General features: G+C 72.0%; 24 protein-coding genes and 1 tRNA gene. 12 read left to right on the top strand and 13 right to left on the bottom strand.

The annotated features are described in order from the left end of the window. Positions 1–80: 80 nt before the first annotated feature. The 3 genes from DY218_RS07720 to DY218_RS07710 are packed head-to-tail and all read right to left on the bottom strand — an operon-like array spanning position 81 to position 1,388. Entirely contained in the window at positions 81–407 is a 327-nt protein-coding gene (locus DY218_RS07720; protein WP_233521425.1) for a DUF202 domain-containing protein, read from the bottom strand. Next, positions 404–799, bottom strand: coding sequence for a YidH family protein (locus DY218_RS07715; RefSeq protein ID WP_128555161.1), 396 nt, complete (start codon positions 797–799; stop codon positions 404–406). The genes DY218_RS07720 and DY218_RS07715 overlap by 4 nt, the downstream gene beginning before the upstream one ends. 52 nt (positions 800–851) lie before the next feature. Next, positions 852–1,388: an NUDIX hydrolase gene (locus DY218_RS07710; protein ID WP_128555160.1), complete on the bottom strand. Its 537-nt coding sequence runs from the start codon at positions 1,386–1,388 to the stop codon at positions 852–854. Between the two features lie 158 nt (positions 1,389–1,546). On the opposite strand from DY218_RS07710, the gene DY218_RS07705 reads away from it, so the two are divergent. After that, on the top strand, positions 1,547–3,202 hold the full coding sequence (locus tag DY218_RS07705; protein ID WP_128555159.1) for an FAD-binding dehydrogenase: 1,656 nt from the start codon (positions 1,547–1,549) through the stop codon (positions 3,200–3,202). A gap of 91 nt (positions 3,203–3,293) precedes the next feature. Here the strand turns inward: DY218_RS07705 and DY218_RS07700 are convergent, their stop codons facing one another. After that, on the bottom strand, positions 3,294–3,764 hold the full coding sequence (locus tag DY218_RS07700; protein WP_128555158.1) for an ASCH domain-containing protein: 471 nt from the start codon (positions 3,762–3,764) through the stop codon (positions 3,294–3,296). Positions 3,765–3,968: 204 nt separating this feature from the next. Here DY218_RS07700 and DY218_RS07695 point away from each other — a divergent pair, with 204 nt between their 5' ends. Then, positions 3,969–4,916, top strand: coding sequence for a hypothetical protein (locus DY218_RS07695; RefSeq protein WP_128555157.1), 948 nt, complete (start codon positions 3,969–3,971; stop codon positions 4,914–4,916). A gap of 75 nt (positions 4,917–4,991) precedes the next feature. Next, a complete protein-coding gene (locus DY218_RS07690; protein WP_128555156.1) occupies positions 4,992–6,560 on the top strand; it encodes an APC family permease in 1,569 nt (522 codons plus the stop codon). 88 nt (positions 6,561–6,648) lie between these two features. Here DY218_RS07690 and DY218_RS07685 read toward each other — a convergent pair whose 3' ends face one another. The 5 genes from DY218_RS07685 to DY218_RS07665 all read right to left on the bottom strand — a co-directional run bounded on the left by DY218_RS07685 (position 6,649) and on the right by DY218_RS07665 (position 9,018). Beyond that, a complete protein-coding gene (locus tag DY218_RS07685; RefSeq protein WP_407703583.1) occupies positions 6,649–7,125 on the bottom strand; it encodes a gluconokinase in 477 nt (158 codons plus the stop codon). A gap of 128 nt (positions 7,126–7,253) precedes the next feature. Next, positions 7,254–7,691: a YchJ family protein gene (locus tag DY218_RS07680; RefSeq protein ID WP_128555154.1), complete on the bottom strand. Its 438-nt coding sequence runs from the start codon at positions 7,689–7,691 to the stop codon at positions 7,254–7,256. 28 nt (positions 7,692–7,719) lie between these two features. Continuing rightward, complete coding sequence (locus DY218_RS07675; protein ID WP_233521423.1) at positions 7,720–8,193, bottom strand: group II truncated hemoglobin; 474 nt, start codon at positions 8,191–8,193, stop codon at positions 7,720–7,722. A 58-nt stretch (positions 8,194–8,251) separates the two neighbouring features. Then, on the bottom strand, positions 8,252–8,824 hold the full coding sequence (locus DY218_RS07670; protein WP_128555153.1) for a hypothetical protein: 573 nt from the start codon (positions 8,822–8,824) through the stop codon (positions 8,252–8,254). Between the two features lie 106 nt (positions 8,825–8,930). Beyond that, a tRNA-Leu gene (locus DY218_RS07665) sits at positions 8,931–9,018 on the bottom strand. 177 nt (positions 9,019–9,195) lie between these two features. On the opposite strand from DY218_RS07665, the gene DY218_RS07660 reads away from it, so the two are divergent. The 3 genes from DY218_RS07660 (at position 9,196) to DY218_RS35695 (ending at position 11,765) form a co-directional block, all read left to right on the top strand. Continuing rightward, positions 9,196–10,545 (top strand): M20/M25/M40 family metallo-hydrolase, encoded by a 1,350-nt coding sequence (locus DY218_RS07660; RefSeq protein WP_128555152.1) that lies wholly within the window; start codon positions 9,196–9,198, stop codon positions 10,543–10,545. A 175-nt stretch (positions 10,546–10,720) separates the two neighbouring features. Continuing rightward, the gene (chpH, locus tag DY218_RS07655; protein ID WP_119288983.1) at positions 10,721–10,954 is read left to right on the top strand and encodes a chaplin ChpH; all 234 of its coding nucleotides are present in this window, start codon (positions 10,721–10,723) and stop codon (positions 10,952–10,954) included. Between the two features lie 133 nt (positions 10,955–11,087). Beyond that, on the top strand, positions 11,088–11,765 hold the full coding sequence (locus DY218_RS35695) for a chaplin (protein ID WP_128555151.1): 678 nt from the start codon (positions 11,088–11,090) through the stop codon (positions 11,763–11,765). Between the two features lie 98 nt (positions 11,766–11,863). Here the strand turns inward: DY218_RS35695 and DY218_RS07645 are convergent, their stop codons facing one another. After that, positions 11,864–12,052 carry a DUF5703 family protein gene (locus tag DY218_RS07645; RefSeq protein ID WP_128555150.1) on the bottom strand — a complete coding sequence of 63 codons (189 nt, stop codon included), beginning with the start codon at positions 12,050–12,052 and terminating at the stop codon, positions 11,864–11,866. 47 nt (positions 12,053–12,099) lie between these two features. Here DY218_RS07645 and DY218_RS07640 point away from each other — a divergent pair, with 47 nt between their 5' ends. Next, entirely contained in the window at positions 12,100–12,861 is a 762-nt protein-coding gene (locus DY218_RS07640; RefSeq protein WP_233521422.1) for a hypothetical protein, read from the top strand. A 61-nt stretch (positions 12,862–12,922) separates the two neighbouring features. Here the strand turns inward: DY218_RS07640 and DY218_RS07635 are convergent, their stop codons facing one another. Continuing rightward, the gene (locus tag DY218_RS07635) at positions 12,923–15,097 is read right to left on the bottom strand and encodes a helix-hairpin-helix domain-containing protein (protein ID WP_128555149.1); all 2,175 of its coding nucleotides are present in this window, start codon (positions 15,095–15,097) and stop codon (positions 12,923–12,925) included. Beyond that, positions 15,094–16,077, bottom strand: a complete 984-nt coding sequence (locus DY218_RS07630) for an aldo/keto reductase (protein WP_128555148.1) — start codon at positions 16,075–16,077, stop codon at positions 15,094–15,096. Before DY218_RS07630 ends, DY218_RS07635 begins: the two co-directional genes overlap by 4 nt. Positions 16,078–16,207: 130 nt before the next feature. Between DY218_RS07630 and DY218_RS07625 the strand changes: the two genes are divergently transcribed. Then, on the top strand, positions 16,208–17,263 hold the full coding sequence (locus DY218_RS07625) for an LLM class F420-dependent oxidoreductase (RefSeq protein WP_128555147.1): 1,056 nt from the start codon (positions 16,208–16,210) through the stop codon (positions 17,261–17,263). Positions 17,264–17,489: 226 nt separating this feature from the next. Then, entirely contained in the window at positions 17,490–18,278 is a 789-nt protein-coding gene (locus tag DY218_RS07620; RefSeq protein WP_128555146.1) for a ferritin-like domain-containing protein, read from the top strand. A 31-nt stretch (positions 18,279–18,309) separates the two neighbouring features. Here the strand turns inward: DY218_RS07620 and corA are convergent, their stop codons facing one another. Next, positions 18,310–19,302 carry a magnesium/cobalt transporter CorA gene (corA, locus tag DY218_RS07615; RefSeq protein WP_128555145.1) on the bottom strand — a complete coding sequence of 331 codons (993 nt, stop codon included), beginning with the start codon at positions 19,300–19,302 and terminating at the stop codon, positions 18,310–18,312. Positions 19,303–19,413: 111 nt separating this feature from the next. Between corA and DY218_RS07610 the strand changes: the two genes are divergently transcribed. From DY218_RS07610 to DY218_RS07600, 3 genes are all read left to right on the top strand, one after another. After that, complete coding sequence (locus DY218_RS07610; RefSeq protein WP_128555144.1) at positions 19,414–20,109, top strand: histidine phosphatase family protein; 696 nt, start codon at positions 19,414–19,416, stop codon at positions 20,107–20,109. 120 nt (positions 20,110–20,229) lie between these two features. Continuing rightward, positions 20,230–20,820 carry a DUF3090 domain-containing protein gene (locus DY218_RS07605; protein ID WP_128555143.1) on the top strand — a complete coding sequence of 197 codons (591 nt, stop codon included), beginning with the start codon at positions 20,230–20,232 and terminating at the stop codon, positions 20,818–20,820. Then, entirely contained in the window at positions 20,784–21,659 is an 876-nt protein-coding gene (locus DY218_RS07600; protein WP_128555142.1) for an SCO1664 family protein, read from the top strand. The genes DY218_RS07605 and DY218_RS07600 overlap by 37 nt, the downstream gene beginning before the upstream one ends. Positions 21,660–21,753: the final 94 nt, after the last annotated feature.

The following is a 21,753-nucleotide window of genomic DNA, read 5'->3' as shown; positions in this document are numbered from 1 at the left end:
GCATGATGCCGACCAGTCGGTATGCCGTCCAGTGCGTGAACGGAACGTGACCGGTTTCTCGGCCGTCCCGCGGGGCCCCGTCAGAGCACCACGCCCACCGCGAACGCGGCAAGGCCCACCGTGCACAGCGCCGCGGCCGCCACCGTGGCACGCCGTGGCGCCCCGGGCCGGTTCGAGCGGGCCAGCTCGCGAATGCGGCGATGCGCCACGGCGATGAACGCGAGCCAGAGCAGCAACGAGCAGCCGACCGCCAGATGCGTGAGCGTGCCCGCATCCTCCTGTACCGCCTGCCGGCCGGCGAGCACCGCCGCCACCGTGCAGGTCAGCGTGGTGCGCCGCCACGCGAGCCGGGTCCGCTCCGGCTGCAGGCCGGGATCACGCGGATGCACCCCCGCCGGCGCACTCACCGGCCTTCCCAGCCGACCAGCACCACCACGACCATCACCAGGGCGACCACGCCCACCGCGAGACTGAGCGCCGCCGGGAACCGGGACACCGGCAGGTCCACACCGCGCCGCATCGCCTGCTCGCAGCGCACCCAGTGGTTCACCGCCCGCAGCGAGCAGAGCGCGCCGGTGGCGAGCAGCACCAGGGCGAGCGTCACCCGCATCCCCCAGCGCAGGTCCGGCAGGAACTGGTCGACCGCGAACCCTCCGCCCACCAGCGCCAGCGCGGTGCGGATCCACGCGAGGAAGGTGCGCTCATTGGCCAGTGAGAAACGGTAGTCCGGCGTATCGCCCTCCTCGCGCACCTGCTCCGGCGAGAACCACAGGCGCAACGACTCCACGAACCCACTCACGCGCCGCACCCTACCCGCGGCCCGGCGGCCGCCAGGGCCGCAGCGCCGGGCCTCACGGCCTGCCCTCGCGGAACTCCCGCAGCCGGTCGTAGGCGGCCGCCCCGTCCGGCACCCAGTCCCACTCGCCGAGCCGCTGCGCCAGTTCCTGCTCGGTGAGGAAGGCGTACCAGTCGATCTCCTCCACCTGCGGCCGCACCGGAACCTCGCAGCGGACCTCGTAGACGTACGACCACCAGCTGTGCCGCCCGGATCCGCTGCCGGTCCCGGACTCGGACTCGTACAGGAACTTGAACAGCCCGGTGGGCTGCGGGAGTCCGGTCACGCCGAGTTCTTCGCCGGCCTCGCGCAGCGCCGCCTCGTCGTACGACTCGCCCGCGCCGACCACCCCGCCCACGAACATGTCGTACCGGGAAGGAAACACCTGCTTGGTGGGGGTGCGGCGATGGACGAAGATCCGGCCCTCGGGGTCGGTGACGAGGACGAACGCGCAGCGGTGCCGCAGCCCGAGACGGTAGGCCTCGCCGCGCGGCGACTGCCCGGTGACCCGGTCCTCCTCGTCGACGACGTCGATGATTTCCTCAGCGCTCATCCGGTCATCCAACCAGGTCCGGGCGGCCGTCCCCGCTCGCGGCAGGTCCGCGACAGCGGCGGCGGAACTGTTGACGCGCCGTCGGCGCACGGCTTGGATCGAAGCGACATTGACGCGCGAGTAACCGGCGCGGCGGCCACCGGAGAGGACGGACGGCGATGGCGTACGACGCTGATGTGATCGTGATCGGGGCCGGGCTCGCCGGTCTGGTGGCCACGGCGGAGCTGGTGGACGCCGGCCGCAAGGTCATCCTCCTCGACCAGGAGCCCGAGCAGTCACTGGGCGGTCAGGCGCACTGGTCCTTCGGCGGCCTCTTCTTCGTCGACTCGCCCGAGCAGCGCCGACTGCGGATCAAGGACAGCCGCGAACTCGCCCTGCAGGACTGGATGGGCACCGCCGCCTTCGACCGCGAGGAGGACCACTGGCCGCGCAAATGGGCCGAGGCGTACGTGGACTTCGCGGCCGGCGAGAAGCGTTCCTGGCTGTACGAGCGGGGTGTGCGCTTCTTCCCCGTGGTGGGCTGGGCCGAGCGCGGCGGCTACGACGCGACCGGGCACGGCAATTCGGTGCCCCGCTTCCACATCACCTGGGGCACCGGTCCTGGCGTGGTGGCGCCGTTCGAGCGCCGGGTGCGCGAGGGCGCGGCCCAGGGCCTGGTCGACCTCAGGTTCCGGCATCGCGTCACCGGACTGAGCCGCAGCGCCGGCAGTGTCGACACGGTCAGCGGTGAGGTCCTGGAGCCCTCGGACATCGAGCGGGGCCAGGCCAGCAGCCGCGCGGTGACAGGGCAGTTCGAGCTGAGGGCGCAGGCCGTGATCGTCACCTCGGGCGGCATCGGCGGCAATCACGACCTGGTGCGCGCCAATTGGCCCGAGCGCCTCGGCACCGCGCCCGAGCGGATGCTGTCCGGTGTGCCCGCCCATGTCGACGGCCTGATGCTCGGCATCGCCGAGGACGCGGGCGGCCGCCGCATCAACGGCGACCGGATGTGGCACTACACCGAGGGCATCGAGAACTGGAATCCGATCTGGCCCGAGCACGGGATCCGCATCCTGCCGGGCCCGTCGTCGCTGTGGCTGGACGCCCGCGGCAAGCGCCTGCCCGTGCCGCTCTTCCCCGGGTTCGACACGCTCGGGACCCTGGACCACATCATGCACAGCGGCCACGACTACACCTGGTTCGTGCTCAACAAGCGCATCATCGGCAAGGAGTTCACCCTCTCCGGGTCCGAGCAGAACCCGGATCTGACCGGGAAGTCCGTGCGTGACGTGATCGGCAGGGCAAGGGCGGACGTGCCCGGGCCGGTCAAGGCGTTCATGGACCACGGCGCGGACTTCGTCGTCGCCGACGATCTCGGCTCCCTGGTCCGCGGGATGAACGAGCTCACCAAGGACGCCCTGATCGACGAGGCGGGCCTGCGCCGCGAGATCGTCGCCCGCGACCGCGAGATCGCGAACCCGTTCACGAAGGACTCTCAGGTCACCGCCATCCGCGGCTCCCGGAAGTTCCTCGGCGACCGCCTCGTCCGGACCGCGACCCCGCACCGCATCCTCGATCCGAAGGCGGGCCCGCTGGTCGCCGTACGGCTCAACATCCTGACCCGCAAATCGCTCGGCGGCCTCGAGACCGATCTGTCCTCCCGTGTCCTGACCGAGGGCGGCAGCCCGCTGGAGGGCGTGTACGCGGCGGGCGAGGCAGCCGGATTCGGCGGTGGCGGTGTGCACGGCTACCGCTCGCTCGAAGGGACCTTCCTCGGCGGCTGCATCTTCTCCGGCCGCGCGGCCGGGCGCGCGGCGGCGCAGGCGGTCGACTGACGGACGGGCGGTCGGATGTACGGGCGGTGGCCGTACGGGCGGTCGTCGTACGGCAGTCGGCGTACGGGCGGCCGGCGTACGGGCCGTCGGATCAGCCGAGCCGCTCGGTCACCCGGAATCGCTCGGTGACCACCAGGCTGGAGTCGTCGAGCGTGAAGTCCTGGTCGCCGATCGCGGCCAGGGACTCGGGGCCGAGCCAGAACTCCTCGTGATCCGACCGCCATCGGGCCACGGTCGTATGTCCCTCGCCCTCGTCCACGGCATGCCGCAGATCGATGTCCCCGAGCGGCAGGACCCGCACCTCGGTCGTCTCGACCACCGCGACGGCCCGCCCGGCCGAGTCGATCAAGGCACACCGCTCGCCGGCCTGCGGCAGCGGTTCGTCCGGACCGTAAGCGGCGTGCAGCGACGTCGTGGTCGTCTTGGCGCCGCTCAGGACCGCCGCGACCAGGCGGTCCCGCAGCGGACCCGGAAACGCCAGCTCGAAGGGCGGCAGATCGTCGGCGCCGGATGTCGGTACGGATGTCGGCGTGGATGTCGGACCGGTCTCGGGGATGGTCATCCGGGCAGCGTAGCCGCAGGTCACGGGCGTCGCCCGGGGATTGTCCGGGTGGCCGGTCGACGATGCCGAGCCGCTCGCCGACTCGGCCCGTGAGCGGCCGAGTTGGAGTCCACACCGGACAGGGGGCCCTTGACGGGGAGCTGTGCCTACCGGTTTGCTGTGCGTGATCATCCGCTTGCTAACCGCGCTGTAGAGGAAACACCGGTGCCCCCACCACCGCCCCTCGGGCGTTCCCGCAAGCGCGCCAGGGATGCGTTCGACGCCGCACTCGACGACACCGGCCTGGCCGCCGCACGGGACGCCCTCGACCGCGGCCGCTGGACCGCGGTCCGCTCGCTGCTCGCCGACACCGGAGACGACTGGGATCGCCGCGGACACCGCCTCGTCGTCCTCGGGCAGGCCCCGTCCACCGCGTCCTGGGCCGAGGAATGGCGGCTCGCCGAGCCGGAGAGCCCGGACGCCGCCGCGCTCGCCGCCGCCGCGGACGTCTTCCGTGCACTGCGCGGGAAGTTACGCCCGGAGCGCGCGCAGGACACCTGCCGCACGGCGGCCGCGCTCGCTCCCGCCGACCCGACCCCCTGGCTCGGACTCCTGCTGCTCGCCCGCTCGTTGGGCACCGAGGAGGAAGTCCTCCAGCTCTTCGACGAGGTGCGCCACCGGCACCCCGACCACCATCACGCCCACCACCTGATGGTCGCCAGACTCGCCGAACGCCGGCCGGCCGCCGGCCAGGACCCCATGCACGAGGTGTACGACTTCGCCTCCTGGGCCGCCGAACAGGCCCCCGCCGATTCGCCGTTGTCGCTGCTTCCGGTGATCGCCCACACCGAGCGCTACCGGGTGCTCGCCGCCGCCGGTTCCGAGCCGGCCGACCCCACCGCGTCCGGCCACTGGAGCGGACGCCGGGCCCGCGGCGTGATGCGCAGGGCCTTCGACTGGTGGCTGGAATGGGACGGCGTCCAGCACCCGAGAGGCCGCGTCGACCTCAACTTCCTGGCGCACGGCAAGTTCTGCGAGGGCCGGGCCGCCGAGGCCGCCGCGCTCTTCCAGCGCATCGGCCCGCACGCCACGCCCGCGCCCTGGTCGTACCCCGACCGGGATCCCTTCAAGGCCTTCCGCGCCGCGCGCAGTGCCGCGCTCGGCTCCGCTTGACCGCGCGCCCACGGGCCGCGGGACCCACCGGAATCGCACCCCGGATCCGCACCACGCCACGAAAGGAACACCCCAATGCTCACGGGCAGTTCGAGCACCGGTCAGAGAACCGGAGAGCGCAGCGCAGGACAGGACGTCATCAACACCTACAAGGGCGAGGACCGGGCGCTGCGGGCGAACCGGCTCGGCACCGTGGGCCTCCTGCTGTCCGTACTGGCGGCCAGTGCCCCGCTGATGGTGGTCGCGGGTGTCATGCCCACCACATTCGGCGTGATGGAGGTCGTCGGCACACCACTGCTCTTCCTGATCCTGGGCGCCGTCCTGATCCTCTTCAGCTTCGGCTACGCCGAGATGAGCCGCCATGTGCACAACGCGGGCGCGTTCTACGCGTACATAGCCCGCGGCCTGGGCGGCACCGCAGGCGCCGGCGCCTCGCTCGTCGCGCTGGTCGCGTACAACGCCTTCCAGGTCGGCATCTACGGCATCCTCGGCTTCGAGATGTCCACCATCTTCGCGACCTATCTGGACCTCGAAGTCTCCTGGTGGGTGTTCGCACTGAGCTGCGCCGCCGTGGTGGGTGTGCTCGGCTGGCTGAAGATCGACCTCAACGCGAAGGTGCTCGGCGTGCTGCTGATCATCGAGTTCGCGCTCGTCGTGATCTTCGACCTGGCGGCCGTGTCCGAACCGGGCGGCGAGGGCCTCTCGTTGCACGCCTTCAATCCGGACACCCTCGGCGGCGCCGGCCTCGGCACCGCCCTGTGCTTCTGCCTCGCCGCATTCGTCGGCTTCGAACAGGCCCCGGTGTACGCGGAGGAGACAAGCAGGCCGCAGGTCGTCGTCTCGCGCGTGATGTTCCTGGCCGTCGGCATCGCCGCCGTCTTCCTCGCCCTGAGCTCCTGGGCACTGACCGTCGCCGCCGGACCGTCCTCGATCGTGAACCAGGCGGGCGAACAGGGGCCCAACCTCCTCTTCTTCCTGACCGAGAGCAGACTCGGCGGGACCTTCACGGACGTCCTGCACATCCTGTTCGTCACCGGCATGTTCGCGGCGGCACTCAGCTACCACAACGTGGTCGCCCGGTACGCCTTCGCGATGGGCCGAGAGGGGCTGCTGCCCGAGGCCTTCAGCCGGACCAACGCCAAGAGCGGTGCGCCCGCCACCGGTTCGCTGCTGCAGACGGCGATCTCGCTGGCCGTGATCCTCGCCTTCGCGGTGACCGACGACGGCCCGGTGGACGACCCGACGGCGTCCGTCCTGCACCTGTTCACCTGGATGGGCAACATCGGCGCCCTCGGCGTGATCGTCCTGATGGCCACCGCGAGCCTCGCCGTGATCGTCTTCTTCGTACGCCGCGGGGCGGCCGCCGCCCAGTCCTGGCGCCTGGTCGCCTCCGGACTTGCGGGCCTCGCCCTGGTCGGCATCGCGATCTACACGGTCAAGGACTTCGACGTCCTGGTCGGCGCCGGACCCGGCTCCTCGCTCAGCTGGATCCTGCCCGGCATCATCGCGCTCGCCGCCGTCGCAGGGCTCGTCTACGGGACGGTGCTGCGCCGCACGAAGCCAGAGGTGCACGCCAGGATCGGCCTCGGCAACCAGGCCTTCCAGCTGGACAAGGCAGCGGACGCGGAGAGCTCCTCCGGGTGATCCGCCGCGGATACGGCTCCGGGTGCGCGTCGGGTACGGCTCCCGACCCGTGCCGGGGCCGTACCCATCGGGCCCGTACCCGCCGGAGTCACAGCTTCCGCAGTGCCGCCGCCGCCTCGCGCGCCACACTCTCCGGTCCGGGCGCCACATCCACCAGGACGCCCACCTCGTCCGCCTCCAGCGCCTCCAGGGTGGCGAACTGCGAGTCGATCAGCGAGCTGGGCATGAAGTGCCCCTCACGGGCCGACTGCCGCGCCGAGATCACCTCACGCGTGCCGTGCAGATGCACGAAGACGAGGCCCGGCGCCGCGGCTCGCAGCCGGTCCCGGTACACCCGCTTCAGCGCCGAGCAGCTCACCACCCCGCCCCGCCCGCCGCGCTCCGCGGCCCAGGCGCCGATCGCGTCCAGCCACGGCCACCGGTCCTCGTCGTCGAGCGGAGTGCCGGAGGCCATCTTCGCCACATTGGCCGGTGAGTGGAACGCGTCGGCCTCCGCGTACGGCACGCCCAGGTCCGCCGCGAGCAGCTCCCCGACGGTGGTCTTCCCCGTACCGGACACACCCATCACGACCACGACCCGACCGGTCTCCACAGACCTCTCCCTTTCCACCCGCTGCGCACGTCCACCCGCTGCGCACGTCGCCCCCATGATGCCGGAGCCCGCGCACCGGCCCGTGACCGGGACGGCCGGGGTCAGTCGAGCAGGTCACCGTCCACGTACACCCAGGCGCCGTTGAGCCGCTCGAACCGGCTGCGCTCGTGCAGCGCCCCGGGCCGCCCGCCCTCGGTCCAGCGCGCCCGGAACGTCACCGTGCCCGTGGAGTGGAAGGCGCTGCCCTCCGTGCTGCCCAGGATCTCCAGGCCCAGCCAGCGGGTGCCCTCGTCGAGTTCGAGGCCCGGCGGACGCGTCGAGGGATGCCAGGTGCGCAGCAGATACGCCGGGTCCCGCACCGCGAACGCGGCATACCGCGAGCGCATCAGCGCCTCCGGGTTCGCGGCCGCGGCCCGCCCTTCGTGCAGCCGGCCACAGCACGCGCCGTACTCGGCGGGCAGCCCGCACGGGCAGGGTGAGGCGGCACGGACTGCGGAGTGCGGGCGGCGCGGAGTACGGCGGGACGACATGCGGACCATTGTGCACAGCGCACGCCGGCGCGGTCCGTCAGCCCGCGTCGGGCTGCCAGGGCGGGGTCTGGCCCCACTCCCACTTGGGCATGTCCGCGGCATCGAGCAGCAGGTCCACCCAGCGGCGTCGCTGCTCCTCGGTGATGTGCCGTCCCAGGTGACGGCTCGCCATGTGGGCATGGCCGCCGTGCCGCGCCGAGTACGTGTCGGGGCCGCCGAACACCTCACCGAGCCCGAGCGCGACATGGTGCGGATGCCGGGCGTCCATACCGGCGAACACCGGTGCAAGGACAGGGTCCTTGAGTACCCGGCCGTAGAACACATCGGTGAGCCGCTCGAGCGCGTCCGCCCCGCCCATCCACTCGTAGACCGACGGCGTACCGGGCTTGTCACTCATCCGCCCACCTGCCACCTGCCCGGCGGTCCCGGCGGCTGCCCGGCAGGCGTCCGCGAAGGCCCGCTGATCGTCCGGCGCGATCCGGTGGCGGCTGTACTCGACCGTCGTCGCCATGGGCGCCTCTCCCTGTACTCGGGGGCTCGCGCCCAGCTTCTCGCGTCAGCAGGTCCGGTCAATCCCGGGCGGACTCCTGGGAGTCGGGGCCGTCGTCCTGCGTGGACGCGTCGGTGTCCGGGCCCCGCTCGCGGACCCGCTGGACGTGGTCGAGCGAGTCCCGCAGCTCACCGAGCCAGTCGTCGGTGTTCCGCTGCACCAGGCGTACGCACCAGGCGAGCGCGTCACTGCGGCTGCGGGCCACACCCCCGGCGACCAGGGTGTCGAGGACCTGCCGCTCGGGCTGCCGCAGCCGGGTCATCACGGGAGCCGCGACATGAGTGAACAGAGCGCGCTCGCCGGCACACTCCACACCCCACGAGACCTTCTTGCTGAACCGGTGCTCCGCGTCCCGGGCCACCGCCATCCGCTCGTCCCGGGTGCGCTCCCGGAACTCCTGGATGCGGCCCCGCACCGCGGCATCCCGCTCGGCCTCGGAGACGTCCGCGGCCAGGCGGGGTCCGGGGATACGTCCGACGACGGTGATCTCCTCACGGTCGACGGTCACCTCGACGAGACTCTCGAAGAGATCGTCCGGCAGACGGCCGGTGAACCAGCCGCGGAGCTTGTCACGCTGTTCGGCTGTAATCATGTAATCAAGCTTGCACCCGCGCCCGCGCACGCACAACAGCCAGGAGCGGAGCACAGCAAAAACCCCGCAGCCGACAAGCAGCTACGGGGTCATATGACCTGCGATGTGGTGTCCGAGGGGGGACTTGAACCCCCACGCCCGATAAAGGGCACTAGCACCTCAAGCTAGCGCGTCTGCCATTCCGCCACCCGGACCAGGTGAACCGCGGTCTCCCGCGGCGACGTGGAAAACCATAGCAAACAATCCGGGGCCCCTGATCACACCCTCGGACCGAGGTGAACGCCGTATGTCGAAGCCCGCCCGCCCTTGGGACGCGGGGCCCGGCGGGGGAGGATGGGAGGGACCCAACCGCACCACCGGGAGGCAGCAGCGTGAGCGAGTCGAGTACGGCCGGCGCCACAGGTTCCGTCCGGGGCGGGTCCGCCCGCGGCGAAGAAGAGGTCGTCGACCTCTGCCGAGACCTGATCCGGATCGACACCAGCAACTACGGCGACCACTCGGGGCCCGGTGAGCGCAAGGCCGCCGAGTACGTCGCCGAGAAGCTCGCCGAGGTGGGACTCGAGCCGCAGATCTTCGAGTCGCACCCGGGCCGCGCCTCCACCGTCGCGCGGATCGAGGGCGAGGACCCCTCCAGGCCCGCACTCCTCATCCACGGCCACACCGACGTGGTGCCGGCCAACGCCCACGACTGGACGCACCATCCGTTCTCCGGCGAGATCGCGGACGGCTGTGTCTGGGGCCGGGGTGCGGTCGACATGAAGGACATGGACGCGATGACGCTCGCCGTCGTACGCGACCGCATGCGCTCCGGCCGCAAGCCTCCGCGCGACATCGTCCTCGCGTTCCTCGCCGACGAGGAGGCGGGCGGCGTGTACGGCGCGCGGCATCTCGTCGACAAGCAGCCCCAGCTCTTCGAAGGGGTCACCGAGGCGATCGGCGAGGTCGGCGGCTTCTCCTTCACCGTCAACGAGAACCTGCGCCTCTACCTCGTGGAGACCGCGCAGAAGGGCATGCACTGGATGCGCCTGACGGTCGACGGCACCGCAGGCCACGGGTCCATGACCAACAAGGACAACGCGATCACCGAGCTCTGCGAGGCCGTGGGCCGCCTCGGTCGCCACGAGTGGCCGGTCCGCGTCACCAAGACCGTGCGCTCCTTCCTCGACGAACTCTCCGACGCGCTCGGCACCGAGCTCGACCCGGAGGACATGGACGCCACCCTCGAGAAGCTCGGCGGCATCGCCAAGATGATCGGCGCCACCCTGCGCAACTCGGCCGCACCGACCCAACTGGGCGCCGGCTACAAGGTGAACGTCATCCCCGGTCAGGCCACCGCCCACGTGGACGGCCGCTTCCTGCCGGGGTACGAGGAGGAGTTCCTCGCGGACCTGGACCGCATCCTCGGCCCGCGCGTCCACCGCGAGGACGTGCACGGCGACAAGGCCCTGGAGACCGACTTCGACGGCCGGCTCGTCGACGCCATGCAGACCGCGCTCAAGGCGGAGGACCCGATCGCGCGCGCCGTCCCGTACATGCTTTCCGGCGGCACCGACGCCAAGTCCTTCGACGACCTCGGCATCCGCTGCTTCGGCTTCGCCCCGCTGCAGCTGCCGCCGGAGCTGGACTTCGCCGGCATGTTCCACGGCGTGGACGAACGCGTCCCGGTGAGCGGACTCCAGTTCGGCGTGCGGGTGCTCGACCGTTTCCTCGACGCCGGCTGAGCCGAACCAGGTCCGCGCCGCTGACCTGCTGAAACGACTTTCCCCATAATCGTCCGCACGTGCGCAATCGACTGAAAAGAGTGAATGGACCAATAGGCTCGTAGCTCCGTCGGCGACTCCTCGTTACAGGTGTTGCGGTCCGAGGCTTGGACCGCATTGCCAACAAGGAGGAATAATGATCAAGAAGGTCGTCGCTGCTGCGGCTGCCACTGGTGGTCTGGTGCTCGCGGGTGCGGGCATGGCCGTCGCCGACTCGGGCGCCCAGGGCGCTGCCGTGGGGTCCCCGGGCGTCCTCTCGGGGAACGTGGTTCAGGCTCCCATTCACGTGCCGGTGAACGTCTGCGGCAACACGGTCTCCGTGATCGGGCTGCTGAACCCCGCCTTCGGCAACACCTGCGCCAACGCCTGACGTTGTGCCTCACCCCATGAGGGTCTGAGTCCCGGCCCCGGAGCGCATCCCCTGCACTCCGGGGCCGCTGGACACTAGGCGCACGGCATCGGGCTCGTGCGCACTGAGTATGGTCAAAGGCAGGGAACAAGCTATGCGACAGGTCACGAGAAAAGGCCTGATCACGGTGGCGGCGGCGGGCGGAGTGCTCGCCATGTCCGGCGGGTACTCGTACGCCGCGGACGCCACCGGCAGTGCTTCAGGATCACCCGGCGTGGCGTCGGGCAACACCGTGCAGGTCCCCGTGGACGTGCCGGTGAACGCCTGCGGAAACACCGTGGACGTCGTCGGAGTGCTCAACCCGGCGATGGGCAACAGCTGCGCCAACAAGAGCAGCGGCAGCAACGCGGGCAACGGCTCGGGCGGCGGCGCCACAGCCACCGGCAAGAGCAGCGGCTCCCCGGGGCTCCTCTCGGGCAACACCGTGCAGGCCCCCGTGCACGCGCCGGTGAACGCCTGCGGCAACTCGGTGAACGTCGTCGGACTGCTCAACCCGACTGCGGGCAACGACTGCAGCAACGATGCAGTGCCGTCCACCCCGGACGAGCCCAAGACTCCGGAGACGCCGGTCACCCCGGAGACGCCGGACGAGGACCGCGTCGTCGAGGCCGAGCCCAATGAGCCGGACACCCAGCTCGTCGCCGCGGAGCCCACCGCTCAACTCGCCGAGACCGGCAGCGAGCTGCCGATCGCAGCCGCCGTGCCGATGGCCGCGGGACTGCTGCTCGGCGGTGCCGTGCTGTACCGCAGGTCGTCACGCCGCGCCGCGTAGTCGGGGCGTGAGATGAGGGGAGTGGGTGCCGCCCTGGGCCCACTCCCTTTTGTTGCGTCTGCTCGTCCCCCCGCCCCCGCTCCCTCCCCTCGGTGGTGTCACCAGGTGGCGCGCAGCTGGCGGATGATCCGACGGCGCAGCCGTACCCGGCGACTGCCGTCGGGGTCGAGTCTCAGTCGGTCCAACTCCCAGTGCCCGTACTCGGCGTGGTCCGTGAGCAGGCGGGTGGTGTCCTTGCGGGAAACCCCGCGTGGTACATACACGTCGACAAATTCGTATTCCGGCATCGCATCTATTGTGCGGGCAACACCCTGGTGCGGATAGCGTCTGCACTATGTCTGATGCTGCGCAGTCCACGGCCGCCGAGGTACGCGCCGCCGCCGAAGCGGTCAAGGCCGCCCTCGACCATCACCTGGCGGCCGTCGAACGGCGCACAGGTGAGGACGACCCGGTCGTCTACGAGGCGTTCAACCGGCTCGCCGCGGCGGCCGAGGCGTACGACGAACTGCTCTACGACTCCTACGACGAGGTCACCCCCTTCGAGATCCCCGGGGGCGAGGACGGCCTGCCGCCGTACACCGGCCCCGAGGATCCACACGCGCTCAGCGTCCTGATCCGGCGCGACTACACGGTCGCGGAGCCGCACCGGCTGCTCGCGCAGGCGCAGCGGGTCGCGGACCTCGATGCCGACGTCGAGGACGGAGCTGCCTCCGCCGACGAGTCGGTGGGGCACAGCACGCATGCCGCGCTCGGCGTGCTCTTCGGCGAGTTCGAACCGGACGAGATCGCCACCCGGCACAAGGAGTTCGGCCTCGAAGAGGGCGATTCGACGCTCTGGGTGACGGCCGTGGACGAGCCGGCCGAGCCGGGCGAATGGCTCGAGACACCCTTCGAGCAGGCCGACCCCCAGCAGATCGTCTGCCGCTTCGACGTCAGCTCCGTCTTCGACGAGGACCCCGACGACGCGGAGGAGCCGGAGCGGGGCGGCGCACGCCGGGCCGGGGGCGCCTTCGGCACATCGCCCGGCCGCAACGGCGACCCGTCGGCCGCCACGTACGACGACGAGGGCCTCGAACCGCTCGACGCGGACCGCTGACGACGCGGACCGCTGACCCGCGGCCCGGGCGGTGGCCGGCCGCCCGGAACCGCCCGGGCCCTCAGGACTGTGCCGGCAGTTGGGCACGCAGCAGCGTGCCGAGCCGGGTCGTGCGCGGCTTGGCCGGGATCTCGGCGACCGCCTTGGGCAGCGCCTGGTCCACGCCCTGCACCACCGACAGATGACGCTCCGCCCGGCCGCACGCCGTGTACACCCAGGCCCTGGTCAGGGCGCCCGCCGCATCGCCGGGCAGCACCACGACCGCGGCCGGCCACCGATGGCCGACGGCCTGATGCGCGGTGAGCGCCCAGCCGTGCCGCACCTGCTGCTCGACGCTCTGACGCGGTACGACCACGGTCCGGTCACCGCAGTCCAGATGCAGCCCGTCCGCGTCCGCCCGGTCCACCCGGCCCTGCAGGATCCGCCCGGGGGCCGGTGAGTACGCCACGACGTCGCCGGGGTCGAATCCGCCGAAGCGGCCCGGGCCCGGGTTGAGGCGGGACTTCAGGGCCTCGTTGAGCGCTCGGGTCCCTGCAGGGCCGCCGTGGGCCGGTGTGATCACCCGGGCCTGCTCGGCCGGGACCCCGAAGGCCCGCGGCACGGAGTCGGCCACCAACTGCACCGTACGGTGCACCGCTTCGCCCGGATCGCGCACCGGGACGATCACGATCTCCTTGTCCGGGGCCGGCACGCTCAGCAGCTCACCGGCGCCGATCCCGGAGACCAGCTCGCCGAGCGGGCCCGGGTCGGGCGTACGGGAGACGACGACCGGGCAGGCGCGGGCGGCCAGCAGGTCCGCGTACACCCGCCCCGGACCGGCCGACCAGAGCACGGCCGGATCGCCGCTCAGCACCAGGCGGGTGCCGTCCGCGAGGGACTCGGCGAGCATCGCGGCGGTCTCCACGTCCAGTTGGGGAGCGTCGAGGACCACCAGGAGGTCCAGGGCCAGTGCGCCCTCGGCGTCCCGGCCGGGGCCCTCCGCGCCGGACAGGAGTCCGGCCAGCGTGCACACCGCGTCGTCGCCGGCCGCGGCGGACAGGCGCCGGCGCCCGTCATCGCTGTGGACTGCGGCCGCCGCGCGCAGGCCGAGCTCGCGGGCCGCCGTGACGAGAGCGGCGGGCTCGGCCCGTGCGCTCTCGCCGCCACTGTGCAGGACGAGACCGTGGCCCGCGGCCGCACCGATCAGCTCGGCCGCCGAGCCGCGCGCGCCGCCCGCGGCGCGCTCCAGGCCCGTACGGGTCTCGTCGCCCTCCGCCACCGGGGAGTTGATCAGCCGGGCGAGGCCGTCCGCGAGGCTTTCCTCGGCCAGTGCGTACCGCTCCAGGCCCACCAGGACCCGTACCGGACGCTCCTCCGGCTCCTCGCTCTGGGGGGTCTCGGCGGGACGGGCCGGCGCCGGATCGTCGAGCGCGTCCTGGAAGACGAGGAAGTCGCCCTCGGCGATCGCGTCCTGCACCGCCGAGTCCGGGTCCGGTACGGAGCGCCGGGCGAGCGCCTCGCGCAGGGCCGGGGCATCCAGGGCGGTGTGGCCGGCCACCGCTGCCTGCTCCAGGAGCCAGACGGCGACGGCGCGCCCGCGGCGCTCGTCGTCCGGACCGCAGGCGTCGCCGAGCAGCGCTCGGGCGAAGCCGTCCGCCTGCTCCGGACGTACGCCGGGGACGCGGAGCAGCAGCCACGGGTCCTCGCGGAGCCGGTCGTCCGCGTCCTCGCCGAGTGTGCGGGTCACCTGGCCGGCGAGGGCCTCGGGTGCGGAACCCGCGGCGAGCACGGCTCGCACGCCGGCCGAGGCGTGCTCGGCCACCGTCTGTGCGGGTGCGGCCGCGGCCGCCGGGCGCGGGCGGGACTCCTGCGGGGCGGCCGGCGGCTCCCGGAGGGCGGCGACCGGCTTCTCGCCGCTCTCCACCGCGCGTACCGCCGCGAGCAGGTCGGCGGCCGTGCCGCTCAGTTTGGCGCCCGCGTCGACGGGAGCCTGCTTGTCGGCCTTGCGCCGGGCGATGCGCTCTCTCAACTCCCGCTGGGCGGCCAACTCGGCCTCGGCCTCGGACAGTCCACTGTCCCCGGCCCCCTCGCCGCCTTCGGCGCTCCCGGCATCCCCGGCGCTCCCGATGGCTCGGTCGTCTCCGACGGCCGCGCCGGTCCCGGCGTCATCGGCGGCGCGGGCGCCTCCGTCCGCCCCGGTGTCGTCGGCGCTCCCGGCGGTCTCGGGCTCGGTGCTCGCCGTGGACTCCGTACTCACAGGGTGCTCCAGTCGTGATCGGGATAGCGGTGCACGGGCGCCGACACGTCGTCGAGGGCCCGGCAGATCTCGTCAGGAAGACTAAGGGCCTCCACCGACAGTGCCGCGGTGAGCTGCTGCGCGTTGCGCGCGCCGACGATCGGGGCCGCGACTCCCGGCCGGTCGCGCACCCAGGCGAGTGCCACCTGCAGGGGAGTGGTCGCGAGGCCGTCCGCGGCGGTCGCCACCGCGTCCACCACCCGCCCTGCCGCCTCGTCCAGATACGGCGCGACGAACGGCGCCAAGTGCTCGGAGGCGCCCCGCGAATCGGCCGGTGTCGAGTGCCGGTACTTGCCGGTCAGTACGCCACGGCCGAGCGGTGAGGACGGAAGCAGCCCCACCCCGAGGTCGAGTGCGGCGGGCAGCACCTCGCGCTCGACGCCGCGCTGCAGCAGCGAGTACTCGAGCTGGGTGCTGGCGATCCGGGTGCGGGCGCCGGGGGCGCCGAGCTGCCAGGTCGCCGCCTTTGCCAGCTGCCAGCCGGAGAAGTTCGACACCCCCGCATAGCGAGCGCGGCCCGAGGCGACAGCGATGTCGAGCGCTCCCAGTGTCTCCTCGAGCGGGGTGTCGGGGTCGAAGGCGTGCACCTGCCACACGTCCACGTAGTCCGTGCCGAGGCGCTGCAATGAGGCGTCGAGGGCGGCGAGCAGATGGCCGCGCGATGCGTCGAACCGCCGGTCCGGGTCGGGGACGCTGCCCGCCTTCGTGGCGATCACCAGGTCACGGCGGGGCACGAGTCCGTCGAGGAGCCGCCCGACGATGTACTCGGCGTCCCCGTCGCCGTAGACATCCGCCGTGTCGATCAGCGTGCCGCCCGCGTCCCAGAAGACCTTCAACAGGTCCGCGGCGTCGTGCTCGTCGGTGTCGCGGCCCCAGGTGAGGGTGCCGAGCCCGATCCGGGACACACGCAGGCCGGTACGGCCGAGATGCCTCTGCTCCATGGGCGCTGAGATTACTGTCCGGACCGCGCAACGGTCTCGGCCTGTGGATAACCCACTGCTGACGGATCCGGGTCGGGCGCGCTAGAGTCCCCGCAACAAGGACGTTACTGATCAGTAAGGGGATCGGCCCATGCGACTCGGGATCAACCTCGGCTATTGGGGCGCCGGGATGGACGCGGACAATCTCGCCGTCGCCAGGGAGGCCGACCGACTCGGCTACTCGGTGTGCTGGGCCGCGGAGGCCTATGGTTCGGACGCTGCGACCGTCCTGTCCTGGGTGGCGGCCCAGACGGAGCGCATCGACGTCGGCTCCGCCATCTTCCAGATCCCGGCCCGGCAGCCGGCCATGACGGCGATGACGGCCGCCACCCTCGACTCGCTCTCCGGCGGCCGCTTCCGGCTCGGCCTCGGCGTCTCGGGACCGCAGGTCTCCGAGGGCTGGTACGGAGTGAAGTTCGACAAGCCGCTGGCCCGCACCCGCGAGTACGTCGACATCGTGCGCAAGGCCATGACCCGGGAGCGGCTCTCCTACGAGGGGCAGCACTGGACGCTGCCGCTGCCGGACGGCCCGGGCAAGCCCCTCAAGCTGACCGTGCACCCGGCCCGCGAGCACATCCCGCTCTACATCGCCGCCATCGGCCCGAAGAACCTCGAGCAGACCGGCGAGATCGCCGAGGGCGCGCTGCTGATCTTCCCGTCGGCCGAGCACCTGGAGGAGACGGCCGTCAAGCCGCTGCGCGCCGGCCGCGAGAAGGCCGGACTCACCATGGACGGCTTCGACGTCTGTCCGACCGTCCCGCTCGCGCTCGGCGCCGACAGCGACGTCCCGGCGCTCGCCGACACCTTCCGCCCGTACACCGCCCTGTACGTCGGCGGCATGGGCAGCCGCAAGCAGAACTTCTACAACCAGCTGGCCCAGCGCATGGGTTACGAGCAGGCCGCGGCCGAGATCCAGGACAAGTACCTGTCCGGCGACAAGGAGGGCGCGGCGGCCGCGGTACCGGAGAAGCTGATCGACTCGACGACGCTGCTCGGCTCCGTCGAGCGGATCGCGGACCGGATGCGGGAGTACGCCGCGGCCGGCGTCACCACGCTGACCCTGGCCCCGGCCGGCTTCACCCTCGACGAGCGCATCGCCGCCCTGCGCGCGGGTACGGAGGCGCTCGAGCACGCCGGACTGGCGTAGCCGGAGGGGGAGGTTTCTGCGGCCGTGGTGGGGGCTCGGGGGTCTTCCCCGCCACGGCCGTCACCCCTAACAACGCGCCGGAGTCCGGTCGGTTACGCACCCGGTCGCGGTCGAACGGCCACCCGTCGCGTCCGCCTTTCGGCGGAGTTGTCCGGCACAGCTGTTGCCAGTCGCCCCGTACCGCATTTGACTCGTTCTTTGCGGACGCCTTACGGAGGTGGCAGTGATGCTGTCGGCCAAGAGTCTCTTCCAGGAGATCATCGACAACGACGAGTCGTACCGGCTGTTCTGCTCCATCGCGGCCAGCGGGGAAGCGCAGGGCGGCTGGGAGAACGCCAGGATCGCCGCGCTCGTCCCGGAGAGCAGGCGCGGCCTCGCCCCCAAGATCACCCGGCACGGGGCGGACGAGGACAAGCACGGCCGTATCTTCACCGCCCTGCTGAAGAAGCGGGGCCTGACCGCGTGCGACGTCCCGCCCGACGTCGACTACACGATGCTGCTCGAAGGCCAGGGCATCGGGCTCCCGCACGACCTGCTGCGCGGTGAACGGCAGCTCAGCGAACAGGACATCGTGACCTACCTGGCCCACAGCAGGGTCACCGAGCAGCGCGCGTCCGAGCAGATGGAGCAGCTGCGCAAGCTCTTCCCCGTGGACCACGAGCTCGGCCGGGCGGTCAAGATGATCTCCCAGGACGAGGACAACCACCTCGCGTACTGCCACGAGGAACTGCTCGCCCTCGCGCGCGAGGGCCACGGCCGCGAGATCCAGCGCATCCTGCGCGAGTCCGCGCACGCGGAGATCAAGGTCTACCGCGACGTCAGCCTGGCCGTGATGGCGAACATGGGCCGCATCCTCGGCTGGTCGCGCCCCAAGGCCATGCTGCTCGCGGCCGGCATCCACGCCATGTACCTCTACGAGCGGGCCGGCGGCTGGCGGCGCATGGTGTCGCTCAAGATGCCCGAGCGGCGCAACGCCCTCGGCGGGCCCGCGACTTCGGCCGCCGAGTTCGCCTGAGCAGGCCGCGGATCCGGGACGGCACGGCGGGCTACAGCCAGTCCCGGCGCTTGAAGAGCCGGTACAGACCGAAGACGAGGGCGGCCATCAGGGCGACCGCGGCCGGATAGCCCCATGCCGTGTGCAGTTCCGGCATGTGGTCGAAGTTCATGCCGTACACACCGGCGATCATGGTCGGCACGGCGGCCATGGCCGCCCACGCGGAGATCTTGCGCATGTCGTCGTTCTGCCGTACGCCGGTCTGCGCCAAGTGGGCCGAGAGGATGTCCGACACGAGGCGGTCCAGGCTCTCCACCGCCTCGTTGGCGCGCGTCAGATGGTCGCCCACGTCCCGGAAGAACGGCTGCGCCTCGACGCTCACGAACGGCACGCCGGTGCCCGTCAGGCGCTCGATCGGCAGGGTCAACGGCACGGTGGCGCGCCGGAATTCGAGCACCTCGCGCTTGAACGCGTAGATCCGCGCCGCGAGTCCACGGGTGTCCGCACGGCCGGGTGCGAAGACCTCCGCCTCGAGCGCCTCCAGATCCAGGTGCAGTTCGTCGGCGACCTCCAGATAGTGGTCCACGATCGCGTCGCTGACCGCGTACAGGACGGCGGTCGGCCCGTGCGCCAGGACGTCGGGGTCGTGCTCGAGACGGTGTCGTACGGCCGCGAGCGGTGCGCCGGCGCCGTGCCGGACGGTGACCACGAACGAGTCGCCGATGAAGACCATCACCTCGCCCGCCGTCACGGTGTCCGCGACGTCGTCGTAGACCACCGGCTTGAGGACCACGAACAGCGAGTCGTCGTAGACCTCGAGCTTCGGCCGCTGGTGGGCCTTGAGCGCGTCCTCCACGGCCAGCGGATGCAGCCCGAACTCGTGGGTGACGCGGTCGAACTCGTCGGCCGTCGGCTCGTGCAGACCGATCCACAGGAAGGCGTCGCCGGACGTGCGCGCCTCGGACAGCGAGTCCGAGAAGTCCCCGGACGCCTCCGTCCTGCGGCCCTTGCGGTAGATCGCACAGTCGACTATCACTGCGCGCATTCTCCCCGTCCGGTGCACGGCGCGCACCCGCGCGGGGCACATCACGCGCGCGTGGACCACGTTCGCCGGCGGGTGGCACCGGCGCCCCGGAGCTCCCTTAGGGTGGCAGGCATGCCCACGCTGATCCTTGTCCGGCACGGACGATCGACCGCCAACACCGCGGGCCTGCTGGCCGGCTGGACGCCGGGCGTCGCCCTGGACGAGCGGGGCCGGGAGCAGGCCGCCGCACTGCCCGGCAGGCTGGCCGGCGTGCCGATCGCGGCGGTCGTCAGCAGCCCGCTGCAGCGCTGCCGGGAGACGATCGCGCCGCTGCTCGCGGACCGGCCCGGGACCGAGGTCCACGAGGACGACCGGATCGGCGAGTGCCACTACGGCGACTGGTCGGGACGCAAGCTCGCCGAACTGGCCGACGAACCGCTGATGCAGGTCGTGCAGCAGCATCCCTCGGCAGCGGCCTTCCCCGGCGGCGAGTCGATGCGGGCGATGCAGGCCAGGGCGGCGGAGGCGGTACGGGAGTGGAACGCGCGCGTGGAGCGCGACCACGGCCCCGACGCCGTCTACCTGATGTGCTCGCACGGGGACATCATCAAGTCGCTGGTGGCGGACGCCCTCGGCCTGCACCTGGACCTCTTCCAGCGCATCCATGTCGACCCGTGCTCGGTCACCGCGATCCGGCACACCAGGCTGCGGCCCTTCCTGGTGCGGCTCGGCGACACCGGAGATCTGGGCCCGCTGGCGCCGCCACCCGTGTCGCCGGAGGCGAACGCCGACGACGCGACCGTCGGTGGCGGTGCGGGCGCACCGTGATCGTCGCCCGCAGTAGGGTGAACGGGTCGGACCAGGAGCGGCACTTGACGCAGCCGCGCCCTCGAAGGCCGTCAGAAGGTCATCAGTCGAAGCCCCAGTCCCACCAGGAGAGGCCAGGAAGTGTCCCGTCAGGTGTTCCTCTACGACCCGCCGGAGCGTTTCGTGGCCGGCACGGTCGGACTGCCCGGACGCCGTACGTTCTTCCTGCAGGCCTCCGCCGCAGGCCGGGTCACCAGTGTCGCCCTCGAGAAGACCCAGGTCGCCGCACTCGCCGAGCGCATGGACGAGCTGCTTGACGACGTCGTACGGCTCAGCGGCGGAAACGCCTCGGTGCCGGCCGTCGCCCCCACCGAGATCGCCGACAGCGCCCCGCTCGACTCGCCCGTCGAGGAGGAGTTCCGGGTCGGCACGATGGCACTCGCCTGGGACGGCGACGAGCAGTGCATGATCGTCGAGGCCCAGGCCCTCGTCGAGCTGGACGGCGACGAGGACGAGGACCTCGAGGCGGCCGAGGAGCAGCTGCTCCAGGACGACGAGAACGGCCCCCCGATGCTGCGCGTACGGCTCTCCGGCGCACAGGCCAGGGCGTTCGCCAAGCGCGCACTCGAAGTGGTCAACGCCGGCCGTCCGCCCTGCCCCCTGTGCAGCCTGCCGCTCGACCCGGAAGGACACGTATGCCCGCGTCAGAACGGATACCGTCGCGACGCGTGACGGGGGCCGATGCGCTCGAGCTGCTCACCCACGGCGAGCTCACGGTGCGCGGACGGATCCGCGAGGCGTCCAACGCCGTGCTGCTCTGCGACGTCACGTCCGAGGACGGTCGGGCCGCGGCCTGCGTGTACAAGCCGGTGGCCGGTGAGCGGCCGCTGTGGGACTTCCCCGACGGCACTCTGGCGCAGCGCGAAGTGGCCGCGTACGAGGTCTCCGAGGCGACGGGATGGAGTCTGGTGCCGCCGACCGTGCTGCGGGACGGGCCGTACGGCGAGGGCATGTGCCAGCTGTGGATCGACGCCGTCGACGGCGGCGGGAGCGAGGGCGACGCCGAGGACACCCTGGAGGCGCCCGGCGCCGAACTGCTCGCCCTCGTCGACACCGACGAGCCGGGCGACGGCTGGAAGGCGATCGGCCGTGCCGAGATCGGCGGCGGACGCACCGCCCTGCTGGTGCACGCCGACGACCCGCGCCTGCGCCGCCTCTCCGTGCTCGACGCGGTGATCAACAACGCGGACCGCAAGGGCGGCCATCTGCTGCCCGCCCCGGACGGCCGGCTCTACGGCATCGACCACGGGGTCACCTTCAACACCGAGAACAAGCTGCGCACCCTGCTGTGGGGCTGGGCGGGCGACCGGCTGACCGCCGAGGCATCCGATGTGCTGAGCTCGCTCGCCGGGGCCCTCACCGACGACGGTGCGCTCACCCTGCGCCTCGCACCGCTGATCACCCCGGCCGAGATCACCGCCCTGCGCGCCCGGGTCGCCGCGCTGCTGCGCAGCGGCCGGCATCCGAAGCCGTCGGGGGAGTGGCCGGCGGTTCCCTGGCCACCCGTATAGCCGGTGACGTCCCGTAGCCCGTGACGTCCCGCCGGACACGCATGGATGCGGCCGCCGCGCAAGAGGTCCGAACCGGCCAACAGCCCCGGTCCGG

The organism is Streptomyces triticagri, assembly GCF_003429565.1.
GTDB lineage: Bacteria > Actinomycetota > Actinomycetes > Streptomycetales > Streptomycetaceae > Streptomyces > Streptomyces triticagri.
The sequence above is the reverse complement of the archived record's forward strand: the minus strand, read 5'-3'. Positions and strand labels throughout refer to the sequence as shown.

Bases quoted from the DNA above. Each gene is read 5' to 3' on its own strand.
- DY218_RS07710 (WP_128555160.1), bottom strand. From the start codon at position 1,388: ATGAGCGCTGAGGAAATCATCGACGTCGTCGACGAGGAGGACCGGGTC.
- DY218_RS07705 (WP_128555159.1), top strand. From the start codon at position 1,547: ATGGCGTACGACGCTGATGTGATCGTGATCGGGGCCGGGCTCGCCGGT.
- DY218_RS07700 (WP_128555158.1), bottom strand. From the start codon at position 3,764: ATGACCATCCCCGAGACCGGTCCGACATCCACGCCGACATCCGTACCG.
- DY218_RS07690 (WP_128555156.1), top strand. From the start codon at position 4,992: ATGCTCACGGGCAGTTCGAGCACCGGTCAGAGAACCGGAGAGCGCAGC.
- DY218_RS07685 (WP_407703583.1), bottom strand. From the start codon at position 7,125: ATGGGTGTGTCCGGTACGGGGAAGACCACCGTCGGGGAGCTGCTCGCG.
- DY218_RS07680 (WP_128555154.1), bottom strand. From the start codon at position 7,691: ATGGTCCGCATGTCGTCCCGCCGTACTCCGCGCCGCCCGCACTCCGCA.
- DY218_RS07675 (WP_233521423.1), bottom strand. From the start codon at position 8,193: ATGGCGACGACGGTCGAGTACAGCCGCCACCGGATCGCGCCGGACGAT.
- DY218_RS07670 (WP_128555153.1), bottom strand. From the start codon at position 8,824: ATGATTACAGCCGAACAGCGTGACAAGCTCCGCGGCTGGTTCACCGGC.
- chpH (WP_119288983.1), top strand. From the start codon at position 10,721: ATGATCAAGAAGGTCGTCGCTGCTGCGGCTGCCACTGGTGGTCTGGTG.
- DY218_RS35695 (WP_128555151.1), top strand. From the start codon at position 11,088: ATGCGACAGGTCACGAGAAAAGGCCTGATCACGGTGGCGGCGGCGGGC.
- DY218_RS07645 (WP_128555150.1), bottom strand. From the start codon at position 12,052: ATGCCGGAATACGAATTTGTCGACGTGTATGTACCACGCGGGGTTTCC.
- DY218_RS07640 (WP_233521422.1), top strand. From the start codon at position 12,100: ATGTCTGATGCTGCGCAGTCCACGGCCGCCGAGGTACGCGCCGCCGCC.
- DY218_RS07630 (WP_128555148.1), bottom strand. From the start codon at position 16,077: ATGGAGCAGAGGCATCTCGGCCGTACCGGCCTGCGTGTGTCCCGGATC.
- DY218_RS07625 (WP_128555147.1), top strand. From the start codon at position 16,208: ATGCGACTCGGGATCAACCTCGGCTATTGGGGCGCCGGGATGGACGCG.
- DY218_RS07620 (WP_128555146.1), top strand. From the start codon at position 17,490: ATGCTGTCGGCCAAGAGTCTCTTCCAGGAGATCATCGACAACGACGAG.
- corA (WP_128555145.1), bottom strand. From the start codon at position 19,302: ATGCGCGCAGTGATAGTCGACTGTGCGATCTACCGCAAGGGCCGCAGG.
- DY218_RS07610 (WP_128555144.1), top strand. From the start codon at position 19,414: ATGCCCACGCTGATCCTTGTCCGGCACGGACGATCGACCGCCAACACC.
- DY218_RS07600 (WP_128555142.1), top strand. From the start codon at position 20,784: ATGCCCGCGTCAGAACGGATACCGTCGCGACGCGTGACGGGGGCCGAT.